General features: G+C 47.6%; 1 pseudogene. It reads left to right on the top strand.

Annotated elements, in window-relative coordinates:
* A pseudogene (locus tag NHE85_RS16705) lies at window positions 1-588 on the top strand (SprB repeat-containing protein); the annotation flags it as partial.

Below are 588 nucleotides of genomic sequence, written 5' to 3'. Positions count from 1 at the left end.
GTAACCGCAACAGGGGGTACAGGGACACTTACCTATTCATGGGCACCTTCAGGGGGTACGGCCGCTACAGCTACAGGACTTACTGCCGGTACTTATACCGTAACTATTACTGATGCTAACTCATGTACGGCTACGCAATCGGTTACTATTAATGAGCCTGCAACTGCTGTTTCAGGAACAACAGTTGTAACCAATGCTGCCTGCAACGGCGGAAACACCGGCTCTATTAACCTGACACCTACAGGTGGTACAGGACCATATACTTTTAACTGGGGTGGCGGTATTACTACGGAAGACAGAACAGGTCTTGCAGCCGGATCATATTCGGTAACTATTACCGATGATAATGGTTGTACAGGTACCGTAAATGTTACGGTTACACAGCCTGCAAGTGCAATTTCAGGAACAACGGTTGTAACCAATGTTGCATGCAACGGTGCTAACACCGGATCCATTAACCTGACACCTACAGGTGGTACAGGACCATATACTTTTAACTGGGGCGGCGGTGTTACAACTGAAGACAGAACAGGACTTGCAGCCGGTTCCTATTCGGTAACTATTACCGATGATAATGGTTGTACAGGT

The sequence above is a fragment of the Flavobacterium sp. NRK1 genome (assembly GCF_024054175.1).
GTDB lineage: Bacteria > Bacteroidota > Bacteroidia > Flavobacteriales > Flavobacteriaceae > Flavobacterium.
The sequence above is the reverse complement of the archived record's forward strand: the minus strand, read 5'-3'. Positions and strand labels throughout refer to the sequence as shown.